The sequence below is a fragment of the Acinetobacter sp. IK40 genome (genome assembly GCF_035615075.1).
GTDB lineage: Bacteria > Pseudomonadota > Gammaproteobacteria > Pseudomonadales > Moraxellaceae > Acinetobacter > Acinetobacter courvalinii.
Genome location: NZ_JANBOE010000011.1, coordinates 87,935 through 103,224 on the forward strand (window position 1 = coordinate 87,935; position 15,290 = coordinate 103,224).

Here is a 15,290-nt window from a genome sequence, read left to right on the forward strand (position 1 = left end):
GATTGACCACCTCTTGAAAAAACAGACCTTTTACAAAGTGTAGATGTTTGTAATGTAAAAGGCCGTTTAATTCAGGTTACTCAGCTGGCGTTTCTTGCGCTGGAGCAGCCTCATCCTGTGCTGGTGCAGAGGCTGCCTCGCCCCCTCCATCAAAGAGTGAATCCAGCTCAGCCGAGCTTTCTTGTTTGTCATCCCAGAATGTGGTCATGCCTTCATCGCTTGCTCTGACACCGGTATTTTCAGTCCAGTAACGGTCTGCAATACCACGAACCATCAAACCTGCCATTTTATCAATCAGTCTGAACTGAGGATTTGCAGGTTTGTCATCACCTGTTGCTGCTGCATAAGAACGAAGCGCATCACGTAATTTTGCATCATCACCGCTGGCCTGTGCTGCCACGGCATATAAAGCATGCGATAAGCGGACACCTTTCTTCTCGCCAATCGCCATCGATTGTTTCATGGTGGCATACGGTTCAGGTTTACCGTCACCCGCGCCGGGTAATAATGTCCAGATCACGGCGCGAGTCGCCATTGGCGCACCCCAGAATTTTTCATTGTCCAGACAGGTCATGCCACGCTCAACAATCCCGGCAATATCCTTAGGAACATTGATTGCACCGCCAGAGTTAATGTCATTGGTCATGGCTTGTAAACCACTTACCATACCTAACAAATAAACAGTCTGATCCAGATCATTACGCATGGTTGGGCATGAATCACCTAATTTATATTTGTATTTTGATTCCCAACGATTTGCAAAAAGTTGATAGCCTGCATATTGGCGTTCAGCCGCAATCCCAGCCCAACGTTTCTGCTCGATACGCGCGTCTTGAGCTTCCGAAACCTGACCTGCTTTAGATGCACGTAAATAACGTAATTCTGCTTCCAATGCCTGATTCTCAGCACAAATTCCTGCTGCGGTATACAGCAGCACAGCCATACGTGTTGGATCGGCACCCATATCTTTGGTCGACATCACTGCCGGTGTTAATGCATTGCCCGAGTTACACACCATTTCAGCATCATCCATTGCCAAAATTGGTGGAACAATATGTTTTTCACCAAAACCTAAGGCGACATTCGCTCCAGTTTTAACGACGTATGAACATCCAGATAACATTGTTGTTGTCAGCAAAGCAACCGCTACGCCCTGTCCCATTTTATGGAGTTTAGACATACTTCCTGTCCCTCTAATAATTTGTTTTTTCCTTTTAGCTGTACATTATCAGATGCAATACTTGAATTAAAGAGTAATTGCTCTAATTTCACGGGGACATTTTGACATACTTCACACATGAATGAATTGACAGATCTGCGGGAATACAGAAATTTCAGGCAAAAAAAAGTAGCATTGCGACGGTTCAGCACATGCTACTTATTAACTGGTAAAATCGTGAAACTCTTTATATTTTAGTTTTGTTGAAAATAATCCTTGAGTAATGTTCCAGCTCTTCCTACTACAATCGCCATAACGATCGCAATTACCAGAAACATCCACATTGAAATCTCCATAGAGACCTCCTACACTTTTGTATCTACTTTTGATAGATACTAGATTGGCGTTCACCATCGATATTCACGGGAGAGTGATATATTGATGATACTTTCAATCTCTTTCTCTTGGTCACAGCAACAGGTTGATGTGATTCAAGATATTCCCTGAGTAAAGTTCCTGCTCTTCCTACTACAATCGCAAAAACAATTGCGATCACCAGAAACGACCATGTTGGAATTTCCATTTTGGACCTCCACCACACTTTACGTTGGTGTTTGTACTTTAACGAAAATAAATCGGTCTTGAGGGGCAGATTGTCTGACAATCATAATTTTCACTATTTTTTAGAGTATTTAATCTAACAATCGAAGCAAAATACACGTTTAAAAATCATATATTATTGAAATTTATAAAATAATTAATTATACACAGATATAGAATTGTCAAACAATTAGCCCAGTTTTGCCTGTAATTTTAAGGATTTCCACTGTAAAAATGATAACTGATCCCACCAGATGATGAAATTTTTATGTTTTGGATCAGAAAAACACAGCACGATATAAGCTTGATGATCAATTATTCTTGTGATGGATCGGGTCTGGATCGGAAGAGATGAATCGTAAAATTCAAATGACCACGCCTGTTGGTCGAGATGCTCAAAACGTTTTAATCGGGGTTGTTGCAGAAATAGAAACCAGCTCAATGCCAATATGAAGCAACTGCCTAACCATACCGCCAAAGAAAGCAAAGAATAAGTCAGGCTAACAATCAACAGTAGCATAAACAGTTGCAATACCATCGAAAAACGACTGTATTGCAACTCAAAAACACGATCAGCCGTGGACATAATGTTTTAGTTTGAGAATAAATGCTTTTAGTTCAGTCCTTGGAGGCTCCCCAACTTCCATGAACCAGTCCAGCAAATCCGGATCTTCCTGATCAACCAGCTCTGCAAACAAGGCCTTTTCGGCAGGATCTGCAGTGAGATAGTAATTTTTAACATATGGGTCAAAATATACATCGATTTCTTTTAAACCACGACGTGCGCGATACACGACCTTACGTTCTTCCAGTGTCATTTCATCAGACATTATCTGTTCCACTATGCAACCATTTACTCTGATAGTGTACCTGATCCCCCTTTAACTTCGCAGCGTTTTTTCTCAAGTGACCAAATACATCAATCAAATTGAGCATTGATCACATTGTTCACTATTTTCCCTTTCTTGTATGGTGAAGAGGATGATCTACATTCAACAAACCAGGGAAAATATAACAAATGCAATCAGGTGCAATTCGTCCAGTTCCAAACATGCTCGCGCGTAAACTTTTTACTTCTGATCATGAAGCCTTTCGTGAAACTGTACGTAAATTCTATGAAAAAGAAGTTGTTCCAAATATTGAAAAATATGAAAAACAACAACATGTTGACCGCGACTTATGGAATAAGGCCGGTGAGCTTGGCTTGCTGTGTACCACCATGCCAGAGCAATATGGCGGTTCAGGTGTTGATCGCCTCTACAGTATGATTCTGATTGAAGAACAAGCCTATGCCATGGACTCCAGCACAGGTTTTTCATTACATTCAGATATCGTGGCCAACTATATCAACAACTTTGGTAATGAAGCACAAAAGCAGCACTGGCTGCCAAAAATGGCAACGGGTGAAGCGGTCACCGCGATTGCCATGACTGAACCCGGGACAGGTTCAGACCTGCAAGCCGTTCGTACTACCGCGGTACTGGATGGCGATGACTATGTGATTAATGGCTCAAAAATCTTTATTACCAATGGCTATCTATGCGATATGGCCATCGTGGTGTGTAAGACTGGCAATAGTGATAAAGGTTCTGCCAATCTGTCGTTAATTATTGTGGAAGCCGATCGTGCGGGCTTCAGTAAAGGCAAGCCTCTGAATAAAATCGGGATGAAAGGACAGGATACCTGCGAGCTGTTCTTTGACAATGTCCGCGTTCCGAAAGAAAACCTGCTCGGTATGGAAGGCATGGGCTTTATGATGCTAATGAAAGAATTGGCATGGGAACGTATGCTAGTTGCCATCATTTGTCAGGCTGGTGCTGAAGCTGCTTTTGCGCATACTGTGCAATATACCAAAGACCGTAAAGCCTTCGGCAAAGCCATTAGCACCTTCCAGAACACCCGTTTTAAACTGGCTGAATTACGGACTGAAATTGATTTCTGTCGCACTTATTTAGATCGCTGTATGGAGTTACAACTCGAAGAAAGCTTAGGTGTTGATGCTGCTGCCGCTGCAAAATATAAAATTTCCGATATGTTCTCGAAAGTGGTGGATGAATGTTTACAGTTACACGGCGGTTATGGCTACATGCTGGAATATCCAATTGCACGTGCCTATATCGACAACCGTGCTAACCGTATTTATGCAGGTACCAATGAAATCATGAAAGAATTGATTTCCCGTACCCTCTAAGAACAGGAAAACCCTACAGGGATCGTGCTTAAAGCAGGATCCCTTTTTTATTTACTTAATTTCTGTTTTTTCATTGCCCGTCTGGGCAGCTTGCGGGTTCATCCGTTGCATTAACTGCTTGACCTTAGGGTTTTCACTATACTGTTGCATGGTGGTATTCAATGCATTGCGCGCATTTTGCGTGGTGAAATGTGCTACCTCACTGCCAACATCACTGGCTTTCTTGGCCCAGACCTTCCCTTCAGCAGATTGATAGAAATTCAATGCAGCCTGTAATTCTTTTTCACTAAAGCTTTCGACATAGCGCTGTACAATAAACTGCTTCCGTTGCTCACTATCCAGATTCTTAGTTAAATCAGTATAGAAGCTTTCTGGCAAATCCTTGGGCAAACGCATCCGGATTTGCTCTAGAATCATTTTATCGGTGTTTTGCAACCCCTGTTCCGTGCCATCGACCGATACCAGTTTTTGTGCAATCGCTGCCTTCTGTTTTGCATCATCGGCAAAAGCTAGACTGCTTGATAACATAATCCCCAAAATGATGAGTTTTTTCATCAAATTATCCCTATCTTAATTTTCTAATCTGCCCAATATACGTGATATTTTTAGAATTCAAAGCCTATTTCCAATAAAAAACCCTATGTATCGACATAGGGTTTTCAATGATCAGGTTACTAAATTACGAGACCAGTTTTGGTTTACGGTCAGCATGTTCATCACGTTTGTGAAACTGTAGAACGCCATCATTAAATTTAGCATCTTTCAATTCTTTACGGTCTGCCAGATAGTTATTGGTAATTTTCCAAGGCGCTTGCTTGCCTTGTTTCGGCATCACATCTGCGGCACGCGCAATATAGCCAGAAGACATTTTACCCATAATCGTGTCGTGTTCCAGTTGTGATGGGTCTGCATGCGCAATCACTTCATCAAAACCATTCTTGTCCATATGATTCAGCAAACGGCAAATATATTCAGCTGCAATATCAACTTTTAAGGTCCACGACGCATTGATATAACCAATGATCATGGCCATATTTGGTACATCGCTGACCATCACCCCTTGATAGAGCATATGTTGCGAAGTATTCATCGGCTTACCGTCAATTGAACCTTTCACACCACCCAGAATCTGAATTTCCAGACCGGTTGCAGAAATGACGATATCCGCTTCAAGATGCTTACCAGATTTTAGCTGGATGCCATTGGCCGTGAACTTCTCAATTTGATCTGTTTCTACGCTGGCCTGCCCCTGACGTAATGCTTTAAATAAATCGCCATCCGGTACCACACATAAACGTTGATCCCAAGGGTTATAGCTAGGGGTAAAGTGTTTCATGTCGACTTTACCTTTCAACTGCAATTCAATCCCTTTCAGCAATAAGCGACGTACTGTTTTTGGATATTTCTGTGCAAGCGCATAAATACCACGTTGCATACCGATGTTACGTGCACGGGTAAATTTATAAGCCGTTTCTTCAGACATAAATTTACGGGTTTTTTCATAAATAAAGTCAATTGAAGGCACGGTTGCAATATAGGTTGGTGAGCGCTGTAACATGGTTACATGACCTGCCCCACCTTTGACCATTGAAGGCACCAAGGTAATTGCAGTTGCACCACTACCAATGATCACGACTTTCTTACCAGTGTAATCCAGGTTTTCAGGCCAATGTTGCGGATGAATAAACTGACCTTTGAAATCTTCCTGTTTCGGGAATTTTGGTGCATAACCCTGATCATAATTATAATAACCGGTACAGCCCATCACAAAGTTTGCTGACCAAGTTTGCTTTTTCTTGTTGCTATCTTCAATCTCAACAGACCATTTTTTCTTGCTTGAATCGTAATTTGCAGAAAGCACACGATGACCAAAATGGATTTTTTCTTTCAACTGATTTTCGCTAATCACATCGCTTAAGTAGCTTTTGATTTCAGCGCCACTCGCAAGCACTTTTTCTTTTGCCCACGGTTTGAAGTTAAAACCAAAGGTCGACATATCCGAATCGGAGCGAATACCCGGGTAACGGAATAAATCCCAAGTTCCACCAAAACTGTCACGACGTTCTAAGATTTCAAATTTACGTTGTGGACAGTTCTTAGAGAGGTGTACAGCTAATCCGATTCCTGAGATCCCTGCACCAATAATTAATACATCAACTTGCTTTTCCATTTTTTTTATACCCTGTATAAACCATGTCTTTATTAAAGCACAAATTTGACAATACACAATGTCAAGTTTAGTCATTCATCGGTTTTTTTATATCAGTTCGGGACAATTTGATAAAAATTTGCTGGCAAAAATGTGAGATTTTTGCTTGGATTTGTTTTATTAGAGGCTCTTAGGTGGAAAGATAGTAGTGTTTAGATACCTTATCGGCTCGAGTTCATTAGAAAAATAATATTTAAAACATTCATAAAAATGAAAACCATTCTAGAATCTTTTATACTTGAATGACTCATACAAAAATATTAAATTAAATCAATAATTTAAAATATATTAATTAGCATTTGCTTTATCTTCCCAAAATTTTGCAGTATCTAAATTTTGTTCTACACCTATTCCATATTGATACATAAACTCTATCTCTCTCATAGCCTCTTTACTTCCTCTAGCAGCAGATTTTTTAAGTAAATCTAATGCTTGCTCAATATTTTTTGTAACTCCCTCACCATTCCGATATAACCTAGCTAAGCCGACCATAGAATCAATATGATCGAGTTCTGATCCTTTTGAAAACCAAATAAACGCTTTTTTATAATGATCTTCAGCGTCTATAGGATCTGTATCTTCAACCAAACCTGCATATGTTGCATACCCGTCGGCTAGCCAATACATAGCATTTACATTACCATTTTCAGCAGACTTCATCGCCCAAGATTCTGCTTGCTCCTCATCTTCCTCAATCCCATAACCATGTATATAAACGTCTGCTAATTCTAATTGCGCTGATGAATCACCATTCTCTGCTTTAATTAATAGCTCATTTGAGAAGGTTGGATTAGCTGATGTATGCATAGAGATAATTAGTCCTAAAATAATAGATATGAACCCGAAAATTTTCATTTTCTGCCTTTAAATTAAATTTTTTCGTTCTTTGAGTTTTGATAATACTTTATAAATATAGAAATCATGAGTCTATCTAACCAACTTATAATGATTTAGAAAGAAATTAATAGCTTTTTGATGCTAAATGCAGTCTTCTTTAAATAAACAATAAAAAAGGCCGGTTATTACACCGGCCTTTTTTGGAACAACTGACTGTTCTACACGTAGAAGTATTATTTTACTTCACGGTCAACGAGTTCAACGTAAGCCATCGGTGCAGCATCACCTGCACGGAAGCCCGCTTTAAGAACACGAAGATAACCGCCGTTACGTTCTTTGTAACGAGGGCCAAGAACGGTAAATAATTTACCAACAGTTGCTGCAGAACGAGTACGAGCAAACGCTAAACGACGGTTTGCTACTGTATCGTTTTTTGCCAAAGTGATTAAAGGCTCAGCAACGCGGCGAAGTTCTTTCGCCTTAGGCAAAGTTGTTTTAATTAACTCATGCTCAACTAAAGCATTTGTTAAGTTTTGGAACAACGCCTTACGGTGGCTGCTTGTACGGCCTAATTTCACACCACTATTACGATGACGCATGGTGATAGTCCTACTTAATTAACGGCTACGATAGGCAAAACGGTCATCCATACGGAGACTAGCTGGTGGCCAGTTCTCTAAACGCATGCCGAGTTGTAAACCTTTCGATGCCAAAACATCTTTGATCTCTGTTAACGATTTTTTACCTAGGTTAGGAGTTTTTAACAACTCAACTTCGGTACGTTGAACAAGATCACCAATGTAGTAAATATTTTCTGCCTTCAAACAGTTAGCAGAACGAACAGTTAGCTCGAGATCATCTACTGGACGAAGCAAAATCGGGTCAACTTCTTCGCGAGGTTCTTGAGCAACCGGAGTTTGATCTTTCTGAAGATCAACAAAAATTGCAATTTGTTGTTGCAAGATTGTTGCCGCTTTGCGGATTGCTTCTTCTGGATCAACAGTTCCGTTAGTCTCAAGATCGATCACTAACTTATCAAGATCGGTACGTTGTTCAACACGAGCATTTTCTACTGTGTATGAAACACGCTTGATTGGGCTATAAGAAGCATCTAACTGTAAACGACCTACTGGACGTGTTTCACCTTCAGGGAAACGTGAGTCAGATGTTTCATAACCACGACCTTGAGCAACTTTTAGGCGCATTTTTAATGAACCAGAAGAACTCAAAGTACCGATTAAATGATCAGGGTTAACCACTTCAACATTATGAGGTAAACGAAGGTCAGCTGCAGTTACGTCACCTGCCCCTTGTTTCTCTAATGTTAAATATGCTTCATTTTGATCGAACAGCTTAATAGACAATCCTTTTAGGTTCAGCAAGAGCTCGACGATGTCCTGCTGCAAGCCTTCTAAAGTACTGTACTCGTGCTCGACACCTTCTATTTCTACTTCAACCACAGCAGCGCCAGGTAAAGAAGACAATAGAATGCGACGTAAAGCATTACCTAGAGTATGACCAAAGCCACGCTCTAAAGGTTCCAGAATCACTTTTGCCGAGGTCCCGCTCACCGCTTCGACCTTGATCGCTTGCGGAGTTAGAAACTCGTTTGCAGTACGCGTCATTTATTGCTACCTCAAGGATTATTTAGAATACAATTCTACAATCAAGCTTTCGTTGATTTCAGCAGGTAAATCAGAACGATCTGGCGCAGCTTTAAACGTACCTTCTAACTTAGAATGATCAACTTCCATCCAAGCAGGGATACCACGTTGAGCAGCTAATTCAATTGCGCTTTTAATACGTAATTGTTGTTTAGCGCCTTCATGTACTGCAATTACATCACCAGCTTTAACTTGGATAGATGCAATGTTAACACGACGACCGTTCAAAGTGATGCTACGGTGAGATACTAACTGACGAGCTTCTGCACGTGTAGAACCAAAACCCATGCGATAAACAACGTTATCAAGACGGCTTTCAAGCAACTTCAACAAGTTCTCACCTGTTGCGCCTTTAACACGAGCAGCTTCTTTATAGTAGTTACTAAATTGACGCTCTAACACACCGTACATACGACGTACTTTTTGTTTTTCACGTAATTGTAGTGAGTACTCAGATTGTTTGCTACCACGAGCTCCGCCATGTTGGCCAGGAGCTTTAGCATGTTTTTTAGTCTTAACGTCAAATGGTTTAACGCCAGATTTTAATTGCAGGTCTGTCCCTTCGCGGCGAGAGAGTTTGCATTTTGGACCAATATAACGAGCCATGAATGTTTCTCCTTACACGCGACGTTTTTTAGGTGGACGGCAACCGTTGTGCGGAATTGGAGTCACATCGGTAATGCTGTTAATTTTATAACCCACTGCACCTAATGCACGAACCGCAGATTCACGACCAGGACCAGGACCTTTTACAAGGACGTCCAAGTTTTTCAAACCGTAATCTAAAGCAGCTTTACCAGCAACTTCAGCAGCTACCTGAGCAGCAAACGGTGTTGATTTACGTGATCCACGGAAGCCTTGTCCACCTGAGGTAGCCCAAGCCAATGCATTACCTTGACGATCGGTAATCGTAACAATGGTGTTATTAAAAGAAGCGTGAATGTGTGCGACACCTTCAGAGACGGTACGAGTGACCTTCTTGCGTGCGCGAGTATCTTTAGCCATCTTTTAGCTTCCAGAAATCTTATTTCTTAATCGGTTTGCGCGGACCTTTACGGGTACGTGCGTTAGTTTTGGTGCGTTGTCCGCGAACAGGCAAGCTGCGACGATGACGAAGACCGCGGTAGCAGCCTAAATCCATTAAACGTTTAATGTTCATGGAAATTTCGCGACGTAAGTCACCTTCGGTCGGAACCTTAGCAACTTCTGCACGAATCGCATCAAGCTGAGCATCATCTAATTCACGGATCTTTGTAGTTTCAGTGATACCTACAGCAGCCAAGATGTTCTTAGCAGTGTGGCGACCGATACCAAAAATATACGTGAGAGAGATAACAGCATGCTTGTTATCCGGAATGTTTACACCGGCAATACGAGCCATTCAATTTTCTCCAAAAAGGCAGTCAAGATAATCAACCGCCCCACAAAAATCTTGAGGGGCGGATAATAACCTAATTAGCCTACTGAAATCAACAGGTCTTAATTAAATTAACCTTGACGCTGCTTATGACGAGGTTCTGCGCTACAAATTACGCGAATTACCCCATTACGACGGATAACTTTACAGCTACCACAAATTTTCTTTACAGAAGCTTGTACTTTCATGATGAAACCTTCTAAGTGCGCTTATCCCTTAGGATGAGCAGTCGTTTTTCTCATTAACGTTTGATTATCATATTGATGCGAAGTAAGGTGCGCTTGGAGTTGCGCCATAAAGTCCATTACCACTACCACTACAATCAGTAACGATGTCCCACCCAGATGGAATGGAATACCGAACGAGCTTTGTAGCACCATAGGCATTAAACACACTACAGTGATGTAGATTGCACCAATGAAGGTCAAACGGTTAAGAATATGATCTAAATAACGAGCCGTTTGCTCACCTGGGCGGATACCAGGCACATATGCCCCGCTACGTTTTAAATTCTCCGAAACTTCTTTTGGGCTAAATACAAGCGCCGTATAGAAATAACAGAAGAAGATAATTAACGCGCCAAAGAGCATTAGATACAACGGCTGTCCAGGCGATAACACCAATGCCAGATCTTGTAGGCTACGCTTCACAATCCCTGCATTTGGATCAGCACTTCCTAACCATTGTCCCAAGCTCGCTGGAAATAATAACAATGAGCTTGCAAAAATTGCTGGAATTACACCCGCCATATTAATTTTTAATGGCAAATGCGTCTGCTGTGCAGTAAATATACGACGGCCTTGCTGTTTTTGAGCATAGTTCACTGGAATACGACGTTGTGCTTTTTCAATAAACACGATCGCAGCTAAAACGGCTAATGAGAGTAAGCCGAAGACAACTAAACCAATTAAACTACCCTGACCATTCTGTACAGACGTAAACGACTGAATCACAAGATTTGGCAAACCTGCCACAATTCCTGCAAAAATGATCATCGAGATTCCATTACCAACACCACGTTCGGTAATCTGCTCGCCCAACCACATCAAGAACATGGTTCCAGCAACTAACGAAGTCACTGCCGGAACATAGAATGCCAGACCTGAGGTTAAGGTAATACCTTGACTGATCAAGCCGGCACACATCCCTACACCTTGCACTAGTGCAAGAAATAAGGTGCCATAACGCGTATATTGATTGATCTTACGTTTGCCTTGCTCGCCTTCTTTTTTCAAAGCTTCCAGCGAAGGAACCACCGTAGACATTAACTGCACGATAATCGATGCAGAAATGTACGGCATGATCCCTAACGCCAGAATCGACATGCGTTCTAATGCACCGCCAGAGAACATGTTAAATAAACCTAAGAAGGTACCTTCATTAGCTTTAAAAAAATGTGCTAGCGCTACATTATCAATCCCCGGCAACGGAATATGCGCTCCTAGTCGAAAGACCAACAACGCGCCAATCAAGAACATTAATCGACGAATAATTTCACGGTATTTCACATGAAACGGTTGGCCTTTCATCATGTTGACATGACCTGAAGAACTAGGAGTCATAGACACTCGAGATTACTCCTCGACTTTACCGCCAGCAGCTTCAACAGCAGCTTTAGCGCCTTTAGTCAACACAACACCTTTAACAGTGAATGCGCGAGTGATTTCACCAGAAAGAACGATGCGAGCACGAATTTGGTCACGACGAACAACATTCGCAGCTTTCAAAGTTTCAAGGCTAACTACATCGCCTTCAACTTTATTGAGCTCAGACAAACGTACTTCAGCAGTTTTCAAAGCGATTTGGCTAGTGAAACCGAATTTAGGCAAACGACGATATAACGCAGTTTGACCGCCTTCAAAGCCTGGACGAGTACCACCACTTTTACGTGAGTTTTGACCTTTGATACCACGACCACCAGTCTTACCTACGCCAGAACCGATACCACGGCCTAGACGACGGTTTTCACGTTTTGCACCTTCTGCAGGTGAAAGTTCATTTAAACGCAGAGTCATGGCTTATTCCTCTACACTAACCATATAGTAAACTTTGTTGATCATACCACGGTTAGAAGGCGTGTCTTGCACTTCTACAGTATGACCAATACGACGCAGACCTAAACCTTGAAGGCAAAGTTTATGATTTTTTAAACGATGCGATGAAGATTTAGTCTGGGTAACTTTAATCGTTTTCATGATTGATTACCCTTGAATTTGTTCTACTGAAAGACCACGTTTCGCAGCGACTTTCTCAGGAGAAGTCATATCACGCAAACCTTTGAAAGTTGCGTTTACTACGTTAGCAGCATTTGTAGAACCATAACATTTAGCAAGTACGTTATGTACACCTGCAGCTTCAAGAACAGCACGCATAGCGCCACCAGCAATTACGCCAGTACCTTCTGAAGCAGGTTGCATGTATACACGGCTTGCGCCATGACGAGCATTCACAGGGTGTTGTAAAGTAGTACCCGCGAGGTCTACAGTGATCATGTTACGACGAGCAGCTTCAAGTGCTTTAGAAATAGCAGCTGGAACTTCACGTGCTTTACCACGACCAAAACCTACACGACCGTTACCGTCGCCCACAACAGTTAATGCTGTGAAAGAGAAGATACGACCACCTTTAACAACCTTGGCTACACGATCAACGGCAACCAGCTTTTCAACGAGACCTTCGTTTTGTTCAACTTTCGCCATGATTAGAACTCCAAGCCGCCTTCACGAGCAGCATCAGCCAAGGCTTTGATACGACCATGATATTTAAAACCAGAACGGTCAAATGCAACTTTAGTAACACCAGCTGCTTTAGCACGTTCTGCGATCAAAGCACCAACTTTTGTAGCTGCATCTACGTTACCCGTAGTACCGCTACGCAAAGATGCATCTAAAGTTGAAGCTTGCGCTAAAACTTTGCCACCATCTGCTGAAATAACTTGCGCATAGATGTGACGCGGAGTGCGGTTTACACACAAACGAGTCGCACCCAATGCACGAATGTGCAAGCGTGTGCTTTTCGCACGACGCAAACGGGTTTGTTTCTTTTCGTTCATAAGAACCTCGCGCCTTATTTCTTCTTAGCTTCTTTACGAAGAATAACTTCATCCGAATAACGAACACCTTTACCTTTATATGGTTCAGGAGCACGGTATGCACGGATTTCCGCTGCCACTTGACCTAACAACTGCTTGTTTGCTGATTTCAAAATGATTTCAGTAGCAGTTGGAGTTTCCGCTGTTACACCTTCAGGTAAAGCGTAGTCAATTGGGTGTGAGTAACCGAGGTTAAGGTTTACAGAAGTACCTTTAACCGCAGCTTTATAACCAACACCAACAAGCTGTAACTTACGTTCGAAGCCTTCGCTAACACCTTTCACAAGGTTGTTCAATACAGCGCGAGCAGTACCAGCTTGCATCCAAGCGTCTTTCGACTCTTTAGCCGGAGCAAGTTGAAGTTTACCTTCTTCCTGTTTTAGCTCGACCAGCGCATGCAGGTTGAAAGACAATGTACCTTTGCTGCCTTTCACTTCGACCTGCCGGCCGTTCTGAGTAACTGTTACACCATTAGGTACAGTTACTGGGGCTTTAGCCACACGAGACATGAGGAATCACCTATTAAGAAACAAAAGCAATAACTTCACCACCGATGCCCGCAGCACGTGCAGCGCGATCAGTCATGATGCCTTTGCTTGTAGAAACAATTGCAATACCTAAACCTTGCTTAACGCTAGGAATTTTATCTTTACCGCGGTATTGGCGAAGACCTGGACGGCTTACACGCTTAACGGTTTCGATAACTGGTTTGCCTTCGAAATATTTTAACGTAATTGTCAGTGTAGCTTTTGTCTCTTCTTGAGCAACGGCTACATCTGAAATATAACCTTCTTGTTGAAGAACGTTTGCAATCGCAACTTTCAACTTAGAAGAAGGCATAGAAACAGTTTGTTTCTTTGCCATTTGTGCGTTACGAACACGGGTTAACATGTCGGCAACGGTATCTTGCATACTCATTTAGTCGCTCCTTACCAGCTTGCCTTAACAACGCCCGGTACATCACCTTGCATTACTGTGTCACGTAATTTGTTACGGCTTAAACCGAACTTACGGAAGTAACCATGAGGACGACCAGTTAAACCACAACGGTTACGAAGACGTACTGGAGATGCGTTACGTGGCAATGCCTGTAACTTTAATGTCGCTTCGAAACGTTCTTCGTCACTCGCATTTACATTTGCAATCGTTGCTTTTAATTCAGCACGTTTTGCAGCGTATTTAGCAACTGTCTTTTCGCGTTTCAATTCGCGATTAATCATACCTTTCTTAGCCATATCGACCTCTTATTTGAACGGGAAGCCGAATGCACGCATAAGCGCACGGCCTTCGTCATCGCTACGAGCAGTGGTCGTAATAGTGATATCTAAACCACGGATACGATCAATTTTGTCAAAATCGATTTCAGGGAAAACGATTTGCTCTTTTAAACCCATAGAGTAGTTACCACGACCATCAAATGATTTCGCAGAGAAACCACGGAAGTCACGGATACGAGGGATTGCGATCGAGATCAAACGATCCAAGAATTCGTACATTTGGTCGCCGCGTAAAGTAACTTTACAACCGATCGGCCAACCGTCACGGATTTTGAAACCAGCGATTGATTTACGAGCAAGAGTCACAACTGGTTTTTGACCAGCAATGAGTTGCATATCAGCAACAGCGCCATCTAATAATTTCTTATCAGTTGCAGCTGCGCCTACACCCATGTTCAGGGTGATTTTCGTGATGCGAGGAATATCCATCACGTTCTTAACGCTAAGTTCTTCTTTTAACTTTGCTTTAAGTTCGTCGTTGTAACGTGCTTTAAGTCTGGCCATTGCCTATTCAACCTATTACTTCGCTACCGCCACTGATTCACCATTTGATTTATAAACACGAGTTTTCGCGCCATCAATCACTTGGTAACCAATACGGTCAGCCTTTTGGGTTGTAGCATTAAAAATTGCCACGTTTGAGATATGAAGCGTCGCCTCTTGAGTAACGATGCCGCCTTCAGCGCCAGTTACACGGTTTGGCTTTTGATGCTTCTTCACTAAGTTAAGGCCTTCAACCTTAACTCGATCTTCAGAAACAGACAAAACGATACCTTGTTTGCCTTTTTCTTTACCTGCGATCACGATTACTTGATCGCCTTTTTTAATCTTAGCCATGATTGCCT

The 15,290-nt window shown here is 42.1% G+C and carries 24 protein-coding genes; 1 reads left to right on the forward strand and 23 read right to left on the reverse strand.

Going from position 1 to position 15,290, the window contains the following annotated elements; all coding sequences use genetic code 11:
* Positions 1 to 76 precede the first annotated feature (76 nt).
* The 4 genes from MSG93_RS17440 to MSG93_RS17455 all read right to left on the reverse strand — a co-directional run bounded on the left by MSG93_RS17440 (position 77) and on the right by MSG93_RS17455 (position 2,589).
* Positions 77 to 1,180 (reverse strand): hypothetical protein, encoded by a 1,104-nt coding sequence (locus MSG93_RS17440; protein WP_324622684.1) that lies wholly within the window; start codon positions 1,178 to 1,180, stop codon positions 77 to 79.
* Between the two features lie 358 nt (positions 1,181 to 1,538).
* Entirely contained in the window at positions 1,539 to 1,742 is a 204-nt protein-coding gene (locus MSG93_RS17445; RefSeq protein WP_004775862.1) for a hypothetical protein, read from the reverse strand.
* Positions 1,743 to 1,949: 207 nt separating this feature from the next.
* Positions 1,950 to 2,345 carry a hypothetical protein gene (locus MSG93_RS17450; protein ID WP_324622685.1) on the reverse strand — a complete coding sequence of 132 codons (396 nt, stop codon included), beginning with the start codon at positions 2,343 to 2,345 and terminating at the stop codon, positions 1,950 to 1,952.
* Positions 2,332 to 2,589 carry a succinate dehydrogenase assembly factor 2 gene (locus MSG93_RS17455; protein ID WP_005227398.1) on the reverse strand — a complete coding sequence of 86 codons (258 nt, stop codon included), beginning with the start codon at positions 2,587 to 2,589 and terminating at the stop codon, positions 2,332 to 2,334. The genes MSG93_RS17450 and MSG93_RS17455 overlap by 14 nt, the downstream gene beginning before the upstream one ends.
* Positions 2,590 to 2,777: 188 nt before the next feature.
* Between MSG93_RS17455 and MSG93_RS17460 the strand changes: the two genes are divergently transcribed.
* Positions 2,778 to 3,950 carry an acyl-CoA dehydrogenase family protein gene (locus MSG93_RS17460; protein ID WP_324622686.1) on the forward strand — a complete coding sequence of 391 codons (1,173 nt, stop codon included), beginning with the start codon at positions 2,778 to 2,780 and terminating at the stop codon, positions 3,948 to 3,950.
* A gap of 51 nt (positions 3,951 to 4,001) precedes the next feature.
* Here the strand turns inward: MSG93_RS17460 and MSG93_RS17465 are convergent, their stop codons facing one another.
* The 19 genes from MSG93_RS17465 to rplX all read right to left on the reverse strand — a co-directional run bounded on the left by MSG93_RS17465 (position 4,002) and on the right by rplX (position 15,282).
* Complete coding sequence (locus tag MSG93_RS17465; RefSeq protein ID WP_324622687.1) at positions 4,002 to 4,505, reverse strand: DUF2059 domain-containing protein; 504 nt, start codon at positions 4,503 to 4,505, stop codon at positions 4,002 to 4,004.
* Positions 4,506 to 4,629: 124 nt separating this feature from the next.
* Complete coding sequence (locus tag MSG93_RS17470; protein WP_005227403.1) at positions 4,630 to 6,120, reverse strand: flavin-containing monooxygenase; 1,491 nt, start codon at positions 6,118 to 6,120, stop codon at positions 4,630 to 4,632.
* Between the two features lie 327 nt (positions 6,121 to 6,447).
* A complete protein-coding gene (locus MSG93_RS17475; RefSeq protein WP_324622688.1) occupies positions 6,448 to 6,966 on the reverse strand; it encodes a tetratricopeptide repeat protein in 519 nt (172 codons plus the stop codon).
* A 263-nt stretch (positions 6,967 to 7,229) separates the two neighbouring features.
* Positions 7,230 to 7,595 (reverse strand): 50S ribosomal protein L17, encoded by a 366-nt coding sequence (gene rplQ, locus MSG93_RS17480; protein ID WP_004641032.1) that lies wholly within the window; start codon positions 7,593 to 7,595, stop codon positions 7,230 to 7,232.
* Between the two features lie 18 nt (positions 7,596 to 7,613).
* The gene (locus MSG93_RS17485; RefSeq protein ID WP_004660372.1) at positions 7,614 to 8,621 is read right to left on the reverse strand and encodes a DNA-directed RNA polymerase subunit alpha; all 1,008 of its coding nucleotides are present in this window, start codon (positions 8,619 to 8,621) and stop codon (positions 7,614 to 7,616) included.
* A gap of 18 nt (positions 8,622 to 8,639) precedes the next feature.
* Positions 8,640 to 9,266, reverse strand: a complete 627-nt coding sequence (gene rpsD / locus MSG93_RS17490; protein WP_004775874.1) for a 30S ribosomal protein S4 — start codon at positions 9,264 to 9,266, stop codon at positions 8,640 to 8,642.
* Between the two features lie 12 nt (positions 9,267 to 9,278).
* Complete coding sequence (rpsK, locus tag MSG93_RS17495; protein WP_004281491.1) at positions 9,279 to 9,665, reverse strand: 30S ribosomal protein S11; 387 nt, start codon at positions 9,663 to 9,665, stop codon at positions 9,279 to 9,281.
* Between the two features lie 19 nt (positions 9,666 to 9,684).
* Positions 9,685 to 10,041: a 30S ribosomal protein S13 gene (gene rpsM, locus MSG93_RS17500; RefSeq protein ID WP_000090815.1), complete on the reverse strand. Its 357-nt coding sequence runs from the start codon at positions 10,039 to 10,041 to the stop codon at positions 9,685 to 9,687.
* 107 nt (positions 10,042 to 10,148) lie between these two features.
* Positions 10,149 to 10,265, reverse strand: coding sequence for a 50S ribosomal protein L36 (gene rpmJ, locus MSG93_RS17505; protein WP_000867907.1), 117 nt, complete (start codon positions 10,263 to 10,265; stop codon positions 10,149 to 10,151).
* Between the two features lie 21 nt (positions 10,266 to 10,286).
* Positions 10,287 to 11,606 (reverse strand): preprotein translocase subunit SecY, encoded by a 1,320-nt coding sequence (gene secY, locus MSG93_RS17510; protein ID WP_171067682.1) that lies wholly within the window; start codon positions 11,604 to 11,606, stop codon positions 10,287 to 10,289.
* 45 nt (positions 11,607 to 11,651) lie between these two features.
* Positions 11,652 to 12,092: a 50S ribosomal protein L15 gene (gene rplO / locus MSG93_RS17515; protein WP_005227407.1), complete on the reverse strand. Its 441-nt coding sequence runs from the start codon at positions 12,090 to 12,092 to the stop codon at positions 11,652 to 11,654.
* A gap of 3 nt (positions 12,093 to 12,095) precedes the next feature.
* Positions 12,096 to 12,272: a 50S ribosomal protein L30 gene (gene rpmD, locus MSG93_RS17520; protein ID WP_000849088.1), complete on the reverse strand. Its 177-nt coding sequence runs from the start codon at positions 12,270 to 12,272 to the stop codon at positions 12,096 to 12,098.
* Between the two features lie 6 nt (positions 12,273 to 12,278).
* Positions 12,279 to 12,776, reverse strand: coding sequence for a 30S ribosomal protein S5 (gene rpsE / locus MSG93_RS17525; RefSeq protein ID WP_004657688.1), 498 nt, complete (start codon positions 12,774 to 12,776; stop codon positions 12,279 to 12,281).
* 2 nt (positions 12,777 to 12,778) lie between these two features.
* Positions 12,779 to 13,129 carry a 50S ribosomal protein L18 gene (gene rplR / locus MSG93_RS17530; RefSeq protein WP_004775881.1) on the reverse strand — a complete coding sequence of 117 codons (351 nt, stop codon included), beginning with the start codon at positions 13,127 to 13,129 and terminating at the stop codon, positions 12,779 to 12,781.
* Positions 13,130 to 13,143: 14 nt separating this feature from the next.
* Positions 13,144 to 13,677 carry a 50S ribosomal protein L6 gene (gene rplF, locus MSG93_RS17535; RefSeq protein WP_004657685.1) on the reverse strand — a complete coding sequence of 178 codons (534 nt, stop codon included), beginning with the start codon at positions 13,675 to 13,677 and terminating at the stop codon, positions 13,144 to 13,146.
* A 13-nt stretch (positions 13,678 to 13,690) separates the two neighbouring features.
* The gene (gene rpsH, locus MSG93_RS17540) at positions 13,691 to 14,086 is read right to left on the reverse strand and encodes a 30S ribosomal protein S8 (protein ID WP_004775883.1); all 396 of its coding nucleotides are present in this window, start codon (positions 14,084 to 14,086) and stop codon (positions 13,691 to 13,693) included.
* An 11-nt stretch (positions 14,087 to 14,097) separates the two neighbouring features.
* The gene (rpsN, locus tag MSG93_RS17545; protein WP_004641050.1) at positions 14,098 to 14,403 is read right to left on the reverse strand and encodes a 30S ribosomal protein S14; all 306 of its coding nucleotides are present in this window, start codon (positions 14,401 to 14,403) and stop codon (positions 14,098 to 14,100) included.
* Between the two features lie 9 nt (positions 14,404 to 14,412).
* Positions 14,413 to 14,949 carry a 50S ribosomal protein L5 gene (rplE, locus tag MSG93_RS17550; RefSeq protein WP_004775884.1) on the reverse strand — a complete coding sequence of 179 codons (537 nt, stop codon included), beginning with the start codon at positions 14,947 to 14,949 and terminating at the stop codon, positions 14,413 to 14,415.
* A gap of 15 nt (positions 14,950 to 14,964) precedes the next feature.
* On the reverse strand, positions 14,965 to 15,282 hold the full coding sequence (gene rplX / locus MSG93_RS17555; RefSeq protein WP_004804115.1) for a 50S ribosomal protein L24: 318 nt from the start codon (positions 15,280 to 15,282) through the stop codon (positions 14,965 to 14,967).
* Between the last annotated feature and the right edge of the window lie 8 nt (positions 15,283 to 15,290).

What these genes read in the sequence shown, in the direction of transcription:
- MSG93_RS17440 (WP_324622684.1), bottom strand. Translation starts at nt 1,180, where the DNA reads ATGTCTAAACTCCATAAAATGGGACAGGGCGTAGCGGTTGCTTTGCTG.
- MSG93_RS17445 (WP_004775862.1), bottom strand. Translation starts at nt 1,742, where the DNA reads ATGGAAATTCCAACATGGTCGTTTCTGGTGATCGCAATTGTTTTTGCG.
- MSG93_RS17450 (WP_324622685.1), bottom strand. Translation starts at nt 2,345, where the DNA reads ATGTCCACGGCTGATCGTGTTTTTGAGTTGCAATACAGTCGTTTTTCG.
- MSG93_RS17455 (WP_005227398.1), bottom strand. Translation starts at nt 2,589, where the DNA reads ATGTCTGATGAAATGACACTGGAAGAACGTAAGGTCGTGTATCGCGCA.
- MSG93_RS17460 (WP_324622686.1), top strand. Translation starts at nt 2,778, where the DNA reads ATGCAATCAGGTGCAATTCGTCCAGTTCCAAACATGCTCGCGCGTAAA.
- MSG93_RS17465 (WP_324622687.1), bottom strand. Translation starts at nt 4,505, where the DNA reads ATGAAAAAACTCATCATTTTGGGGATTATGTTATCAAGCAGTCTAGCT.
- MSG93_RS17470 (WP_005227403.1), bottom strand. Translation starts at nt 6,120, where the DNA reads ATGGAAAAGCAAGTTGATGTATTAATTATTGGTGCAGGGATCTCAGGA.
- MSG93_RS17475 (WP_324622688.1), bottom strand. Translation starts at nt 6,966, where the DNA reads ATGCATACATCAGCTAATCCAACCTTCTCAAATGAGCTATTAATTAAA.
- rplQ (WP_004641032.1), bottom strand. Translation starts at nt 7,595, where the DNA reads ATGCGTCATCGTAATAGTGGTGTGAAATTAGGCCGTACAAGCAGCCAC.
- MSG93_RS17485 (WP_004660372.1), bottom strand. Translation starts at nt 8,621, where the DNA reads ATGACGCGTACTGCAAACGAGTTTCTAACTCCGCAAGCGATCAAGGTC.
- rpsD (WP_004775874.1), bottom strand. Translation starts at nt 9,266, where the DNA reads ATGGCTCGTTATATTGGTCCAAAATGCAAACTCTCTCGCCGCGAAGGG.
- rpsK (WP_004281491.1), bottom strand. Translation starts at nt 9,665, where the DNA reads ATGGCTAAAGATACTCGCGCACGCAAGAAGGTCACTCGTACCGTCTCT.
- rpsM (WP_000090815.1), bottom strand. Translation starts at nt 10,041, where the DNA reads ATGGCTCGTATTGCCGGTGTAAACATTCCGGATAACAAGCATGCTGTT.
- rpmJ (WP_000867907.1), bottom strand. Translation starts at nt 10,265, where the DNA reads ATGAAAGTACAAGCTTCTGTAAAGAAAATTTGTGGTAGCTGTAAAGTT.
- secY (WP_171067682.1), bottom strand. Translation starts at nt 11,606, where the DNA reads ATGAAAGGCCAACCGTTTCATGTGAAATACCGTGAAATTATTCGTCGA.
- rplO (WP_005227407.1), bottom strand. Translation starts at nt 12,092, where the DNA reads ATGACTCTGCGTTTAAATGAACTTTCACCTGCAGAAGGTGCAAAACGT.
- rpmD (WP_000849088.1), bottom strand. Translation starts at nt 12,272, where the DNA reads ATGAAAACGATTAAAGTTACCCAGACTAAATCTTCATCGCATCGTTTA.
- rpsE (WP_004657688.1), bottom strand. Translation starts at nt 12,776, where the DNA reads ATGGCGAAAGTTGAACAAAACGAAGGTCTCGTTGAAAAGCTGGTTGCC.
- rplR (WP_004775881.1), bottom strand. Translation starts at nt 13,129, where the DNA reads ATGAACGAAAAGAAACAAACCCGTTTGCGTCGTGCGAAAAGCACACGC.
- rplF (WP_004657685.1), bottom strand. Translation starts at nt 13,677, where the DNA reads ATGTCTCGTGTGGCTAAAGCCCCAGTAACTGTACCTAATGGTGTAACA.
- rpsH (WP_004775883.1), bottom strand. Translation starts at nt 14,086, where the DNA reads ATGAGTATGCAAGATACCGTTGCCGACATGTTAACCCGTGTTCGTAAC.
- rpsN (WP_004641050.1), bottom strand. Translation starts at nt 14,403, where the DNA reads ATGGCTAAGAAAGGTATGATTAATCGCGAATTGAAACGCGAAAAGACA.
- rplE (WP_004775884.1), bottom strand. Translation starts at nt 14,949, where the DNA reads ATGGCCAGACTTAAAGCACGTTACAACGACGAACTTAAAGCAAAGTTA.
- rplX (WP_004804115.1), bottom strand. Translation starts at nt 15,282, where the DNA reads ATGGCTAAGATTAAAAAAGGCGATCAAGTAATCGTGATCGCAGGTAAA.